The sequence below is a fragment of the Streptococcus moroccensis genome (genome assembly GCF_030812835.1).
Lineage (GTDB): Bacteria > Bacillota > Bacilli > Lactobacillales > Streptococcaceae > Streptococcus > Streptococcus moroccensis.
In genome coordinates, this window is sequence record NZ_JAUSTM010000024.1 from 22,743 (window position 1) to 29,528 (window position 6,786).

6 protein-coding genes are annotated in these 6,786 nt (G+C 40.4%); 5 read left to right on the plus strand and 1 reads right to left on the minus strand.

The features are described 5' to 3' along the window. Nucleotides 1–74 precede the first annotated feature (74 nt). The 5 genes from J2S23_RS09600 (at nt 75) to J2S23_RS09620 (ending at nt 6,559) form a co-directional block, all read left to right on the plus strand. Nucleotides 75–2,057 carry a peptide ABC transporter substrate-binding protein gene (locus tag J2S23_RS09600; protein WP_307122510.1) on the plus strand — a complete coding sequence of 661 codons (1,983 nt, stop codon included), beginning with the start codon at nt 75–77 and terminating at the stop codon, nt 2,055–2,057. A gap of 74 nt (nt 2,058–2,131) precedes the next feature. Further along, a complete protein-coding gene (locus tag J2S23_RS09605; RefSeq protein ID WP_307122511.1) occupies nt 2,132–3,637 on the plus strand; it encodes an ABC transporter permease in 1,506 nt (501 codons plus the stop codon). Then, on the plus strand, nt 3,637–4,563 hold the full coding sequence (gene oppC / locus J2S23_RS09610) for an oligopeptide ABC transporter permease OppC (RefSeq protein WP_307122512.1): 927 nt from the start codon (nt 3,637–3,639) through the stop codon (nt 4,561–4,563). The genes J2S23_RS09605 and oppC overlap by 1 nt, the downstream gene beginning before the upstream one ends. Nucleotides 4,564–4,572: 9 nt before the next feature. Further along, on the plus strand, nt 4,573–5,628 hold the full coding sequence (locus J2S23_RS09615) for an ABC transporter ATP-binding protein (RefSeq protein WP_307122513.1): 1,056 nt from the start codon (nt 4,573–4,575) through the stop codon (nt 5,626–5,628). A gap of 10 nt (nt 5,629–5,638) precedes the next feature. Further along, nucleotides 5,639–6,559: an ATP-binding cassette domain-containing protein gene (locus J2S23_RS09620; RefSeq protein WP_307122514.1), complete on the plus strand. Its 921-nt coding sequence runs from the start codon at nt 5,639–5,641 to the stop codon at nt 6,557–6,559. A 26-nt stretch (nt 6,560–6,585) separates the two neighbouring features. Here the strand turns inward: J2S23_RS09620 and J2S23_RS09625 are convergent. After that, nucleotides 6,586–6,786: hypothetical protein (locus J2S23_RS09625; RefSeq protein ID WP_307122515.1), on the minus strand; the 201-nt coding region annotated here is incomplete at its 5' end.

Here is a 6,786-nt window from a genome sequence, read left to right on the forward strand (position 1 = left end):
GATTTCTGATATAATTTCACTTATCAGGTTGTTTTTTTATGTCTAAAAAGTCAGCTTAATAAAAGGAGATTATTATGCAAAAGAGAAAAATGATGGCGCTTTCTGGCGTGGCATTGCTTGCGGCTGGTGTGTTAGCTGCCTGCGGTAGTTCATCTACAAACACTCAAAGTAGTAGTTCTGAAGCATCAACCTATTCTTATGTTTATGCAACAGACCCTGAAACCTTGAACTATTTGCTCTCTAACCGGGCATCAACATCAGATATCACATCAAACCTTATTGATGGATTGTTGGAAAATGATACTTATGGTAACTACGTGCCTTCATTGGCTGAAGATTGGAAAGTCTCAGAAGATGGCAAGACCTATACTTACACTTTGCGTGAAGGCGCTAAGTGGTATACTGCTGATGGTGAAGAATACGCTGATGTTACAGCAAATGACTTCGTTACTGGTTTGAAATACGCTGCTGAAAACGAGTCCCCAGGTCTTTACATCGTTCAGAACTCAGTTGTTGGATTAGATGCCTACATTAAAGGCGAAACGGATGACTTTGAAACAGTTGGTGTTAAGGCTCTTGATGATAGAACCGTTCAATACACATTGAATGAGGCTGAACCATTCTGGAATTCTAAAACAACCATGAACATTTTGTTCCCAGTTAATGAAGAATTCTTGACAACTCAAGGTGATGCCTTTGGTACAGCGACAGATCCATCAACAATTCTTTATAATGGTCCTTATGTTATCTCAGCAATGACTCCTAAGTCATCTATTGAGTACACAAAAAATGAAAACTATTGGGACGCTGACAGTGTATCTATCGAACATGTACAGTTAACCTTCTATGACGGCCAAGATTCAGACTCTCTATACAAAGGCTTTGATGAAGGTGCCTATACACAAGCGCGTGTGTTCCCTAACTCATCGCTTTACTCTACTGTTAAAGAAAAATATGGCGATAACATTGTATACAGCCCCCAAGGTTCAACAACTTTCTATGCTCTCTTTAACTTAGATCGTCAAAACTATGATCATACAGCTAAGTCTTCAGACGATGAAAAATCAAATACTAAGGCAGCAATCTTGAACAAAGACTTCCGTCAAGCTGTTTCCTTCGCATTTGACCGTGTATCTTACAATGCGCAAAGTGTTGGTGAAGACGGTGCTGCAAAAGGTATTCGTAACACGCTCGTTCCGACCGATTTCGTTTCCATCGACGGTGAAAGCTTTGGTTCTGTCGTTGAAAAAGAATTAGTTACTTACGGAACAGAGTGGGAAAATGTTAACTTAGCAGATGGTCAAGATGGAATGTACAATCCTGAAAAAGCTAAGGCAGAGTTTGATAAAGCTAAAGAAACGCTTGAAGGAGAAGGCGTAACCTTCCCTATCCATCTCGATGTACCAGCTCTTCAATCGAGCGAAATTAACGTGGCGCAAGCCCAGTCCTTTAAAGATTCTGTAGAATCAACTCTTGGTGCTGAAAATGTAGTGGTTGATATTCAGCTGATGGATGAAGATGTATACAACAACGCAGCATACTTTGCTACTAATGCGTCTCAGTTGGATTATGACTTGTCACTAGCAACTGGTTGGGGTCCAGACTTTGAAGACCCATCAACTTACCTTGACATCTTTGATACATCAGTAAGTGGTTCTCATTCATACGTTATCGGTGTCGATGGTGGTTCAAATAGTGAAGCTGGTAAAAAAGCAGGATTTGATGACTATAATGCCATGTTAGCAGAAGCGTCAAGTGAGACCTCTGATGTGACAGCTCGTTACAACCAATATGCTAAAGCACAAGCTTGGTTAGTTGATTCTTCTGTTATCATCCCTTACATTTCAAATGGTGCAACACCATCTGTACGTAAGACAACACCATTCACAGCGGCTTACGGTAGCGTTGGTAACAAACGTGACACTTACAAACTTCTAAAAGTTCAAGAGGAACCTGTTTTAGCCTCTGATTATGAAGCAGCCCTTAAGAAGTGGGAAGAAGAAAAAGCAACATCTAATCAAAAAGCACAAGAAGCTCTTGCAGATCATATCGAATAATAAATAACTTGTTTCAGGAGAACTTTCTCTAAGACCTAGAGGAAGTTCTTTTGGAATTTGGAGGACCTAAGAAAATGAAGAAATACATTTTTAATCGTATTTTGCGTTCCTTGGTGTCTATCTTCTTGGTAACAACACTCATCTACACGATTGTATACACTTTGGTACCCAGAAGACAGATTTTCAAGAATGACACAAACTACACAAAAATGACCAAAACCCCAGATACAAAGGCGGATTATGAAAATACCATCTTTGAAAAAATGGGTTATATTGACTATTACAACACAAGAGAGCTTCGTGCTAAAGCAAGTGAGTTTGACGCTAGCGTGACTGTTGAAGGAACCGATCAAAACAAAGCGATTTACGAAGAGTACATCAAGCAACTCGGAAATGGTTGGACGCTTCATCAGTTTCAAGAGTCTGGGCAGTTTTATGCCACACGAGATGTCCCTATTTTTCAGCGTGTCTTTGAGTTCTATGGCAATCTAGTTCAAATTGATCATCCTTGGAGAATCCAAGATGCTTCCAACCCAGATTTGGAAAGAGGGATTTCCATCGAGAACGACCCTTCAGTTGGCTGGTCGGTTGTCGGTTCAGGAACCAAGCATAAATATCTCCTCTATTTTAATTCAAAATTCCCTTATATCCATCAGAATTTTATCAAGCTTAATCTAGGGACATCTTACCCAACCTATCAAAACATTCCGGTTCTTCAAGTCATTACGCAAGGACAAGGTAAGAAGGAGATGACTGACGTTACCTTCCCTAGTGGAGAAACCAAGTCAAGTTCAGTTGATATCTACTCTAGATCTTATCGTTCGCCAGAAAAAGCAGACTCCCAAACCATTAGAAACTTTGGTGCTGGTGATGCTTATACAAGTACACTGACAAATTACACTGATCCATCTATGATTGCAAGTTCAGCTATTATTGGTATTTTTGGTGTAATCATTAGTTACTTTGTCGGATTGCCACTGGCTATCTTGATGTCGCGTTTCAAAGGAACACGCATTGATAGTTTTTCAACAGCGACCCTTACCTTTATCATGGCTATGCCGTCTGTTGCCCTGGCCTATATCATTAGAACCATCGGGACAACCTTATTTGGTTTGCCAAATGCTTTCCCAATCTTAGGAGCATCAGATTACCGGTCTTATGTCTTACCAGTGGTTATCTTGGGAGTATTAGGGATTCCAGGTCTTGCTATCTGGGCACGTCGCTACCTGATTGACCAAGATTCTAGTGACTATGTTCGTTTTGCAAGAGCAAAAGGGTTGTCTGAAAAAGAAATTTCTTACCGTCACATTTTCAAGAACGCTATGGTGCCGATTGTAAACGGTATTCCATCTTCTATTTTAAGTGTTATTGTAGGGGCGACCTTGACCGAATCTCTTTTTGCCTTTCCGGGTATGGGTAAAATGATGATTGATTCCGTCAAAGCATCTAATAGTTCAATGATCGTTGGCTTGACATTTATTTTTAGTACTTTGTCAATCTTTGCAGTCATGGCAGGTGATATTTTGATGACGATCGTTGACCCACGGATTAATCTCTCTGCTAAGAAAGGAGGTAAGTAATGTCTACTATTGCTAAAAGTCAATTTGAATTTGTAAAACGAGATGATCTTGCCTCTGAAAAGATCGATACTCCAAGCTATTCTTATTGGAATGCTGTTTTTCGTCAATTTTTCCGTAAAAAATCAACCATCTTTATGTTAGGGTTATTGATTGTTATTTTGTTGATGAGTTTTCTTTATCCTATTTTTTCGGATTATGACTTTAACGATGTGACCAACATCAACAACTTCTCAGCGCGCTATAACTGGCCAAATGCTAAATATTGGTTTGGTACGGATGCGAATGCCCACTCCCTTTTTGACGCTGTTTGGTTCGGTGCCAAAAATTCGATTCTGATTTCTGTCATTTCTACCATTATCAACATGGTGGTCGGCGTGATTGTCGGTGGTATTTGGGGTGTGTCAAAATCGGTTGACCGCGTGATGATGGAAGTCTACAACGTTATCTCAAACGTTCCTTACCTTCTAATCATCATCGTTATGACATATGCGATTGGTTCAGGATTTTGGAATTTGATTTTAGCCATGACGCTAACAGGTTGGATGGGGACGGCTTATAGTATTCGTGTTCAAATCATGCGCTATCGTGATTTAGAGTACAACTTGGCCAGTCAGACTCTCGGGACGCCGGTTAATAAGATTATCATCAAAAACTTATTGCCACAGCTTGTCTCCGTAATTGTGACGTCTGTTTCCCAAATGTTACCTGGTTATATTTCTACGGAAGCCTTCCTTTCTTATTTTGGATTAGGATTGCCGGCGACAGTTCCAAGTCTGGGCCGTTTGATTGCCAAATATTCACAAAACGTGACAACAAATGCGTATCTATTCTGGATTCCATTGACTATTCTCGTTTTAGTGTCATTGTCATTGTTCATCGTCGGGCAAAACCTTGCTGATGCAAGTGACCCACGTACCCATAGATAAGGAGGCCTTATGACAACAAATAATGTAATTTTAAGTGCCAAAGATGTGGTCGTGGAATTCGATGTTCGTGACCGTGTCTTGACGGCAATTCGAAATGTTTCTCTGGAATTGATTGAAGGAGAAGTTCTATCTCTTGTGGGAGAGTCAGGCTCAGGTAAGTCAGTTTTAACCAGGGCCTTTACCGGTATGCTGGAGACAAATGGGCGTGTTGCCCAAGGGTCAATCACCTACCGAGGCAAAGAGCTAACAGAGATTAAAGATCCCAAAGAATGGGAGAGTATCCGCGGTAGTAAGATTGCTACCATTTTCCAAGATCCAATGACTAGTTTGAACCCAATTGTAACAATTGGGAAGCAAATTGTAGAAGTCATTGTTAAGCACCAAGGAAAAACAAAAGAAGAGGCTAAAGAGTTAGCAATCGATTATATGAATAAGGTCGGTATCCCTGAAGCAGATAAACGTTTTAACGAGTATCCGTTCCAATATTCAGGTGGGATGCGCCAACGTATTGTTATCGCCATTGCCCTAGCTTGTCGCCCTGACATCCTCATTTGTGATGAGCCGACGACAGCTTTGGATGTGACGATTCAAGCGCAAATTCTAGATCTTCTAAAATCATTGCAAAAAGAGTATCACTTCACGACTATCTTTATCACTCATGACCTGGGTGTCGTTGCAGCTATTGCAGATAAGGTGGCGGTTATGTATGCTGGAGAAGTTGTGGAGTACGGAACTGTAGAAGAAGTTTTCTATGATCCACGTCATCCGTATACATGGAGCTTGCTCTCAAGCTTGCCACAGCTAGCTGATGATTCAGGGAACCTCTTCTCAATTCCAGGAACACCGCCATCTCTTTATACTCCGTTGAAGGGCGATGCCTTTGCCTTGCGTTCAGATTATGCCATGAAGATTGATTTCGAAGAGCATCCGCCTGCTTTTAATGTTTCTGATACACATTGGGCAAAAACATGGTTGCTCCATCCAGATGCACCGGTTGTTGAAAAACCAGAAACAATTCAAAATCTTCACGAAAAAATCAAGCAAAAAATGCTAGCACAACAATAGGAGGAAGGAAATGACTGAAAAATTAGTCGAAATCAAAGACTTAGAAATTTCCTTCGGTGAAGGAAAAAAGAAGTTTGTCGCAGTAAAAAACGCTAACTTTTTTATCAATAAAGGTGAGACGTTCTCTTTAGTTGGAGAATCTGGTTCGGGAAAGACAACCATCGGTCGCGCTATTATTGGTATTAACGATACTAGTGCTGGTGACATCATTTATGACGGTCAAAAAATCAATGGAAAACTGTCAAAAGAACAACGAAAAGATGTTATTCGTAAAATCCAGATGATTTTCCAAGACCCAGCAGCAAGTCTTAATGACCGAGCAACAGTAGACTACATTATCTCTGAAGGATTATATAATTTCCATTTATATGAGAATGAAGAAGATCGTAAAGCTAAAGTTCGCGAGATTATTGACCAAGTTGGATTACTTGAAGAACATTTAACCCGTTATCCTCATGAATTCTCTGGTGGGCAACGCCAACGGATTGGTATTGCGAGGGCTCTTGTCATGCAGCCAGAATTAGTTATTGCAGATGAACCGATATCTGCCCTAGATGTCTCTGTGCGTGCGCAAGTACTGAATCTATTGAAGAAAATGCAAAAAGAACTAGGATTAACCTATCTCTTTATTGCCCATGACTTATCCGTTGTTCGGTTTATTTCAGATCGCATCGCCGTAATCTATAAAGGGGTTATTGTAGAAGTGGCAGAAACAGAAGAACTCTTCCGGAACCCTATCCACCCGTATACCAAATCTCTTCTCTCAGCAGTTCCAATTCCAGATCCTATGTTGGAACGAGACAAAGAATTGGTCGTCTACGACCCTGATCAACATGATTATAGTTCATCGAAACCGTACATGGCAGAACTTAGCCCAGGACACTTTGTTTGGGGAAATGATGCAGAACTTTCAAAATACCGAAAAGGGTAATACAGTTAATACAAATGAAGCTAATCTCACAAAGAGGTTAGCTCTTTTGCTAGAAGGAAGTGTGTTAAAAAAACGCGAAAAGTGTAGCAAACATCTTGATTTACCAGCATTTCCAAAACTCCAGAAGAAAGGGCTAAGTAAAAAAATAAAAAATTTAGGATAAAAGTATTGACAGGGATAGAAGTAGGTGGTATACTAAGATAGTTGTCTCGCGAGAGGCGGCTAAG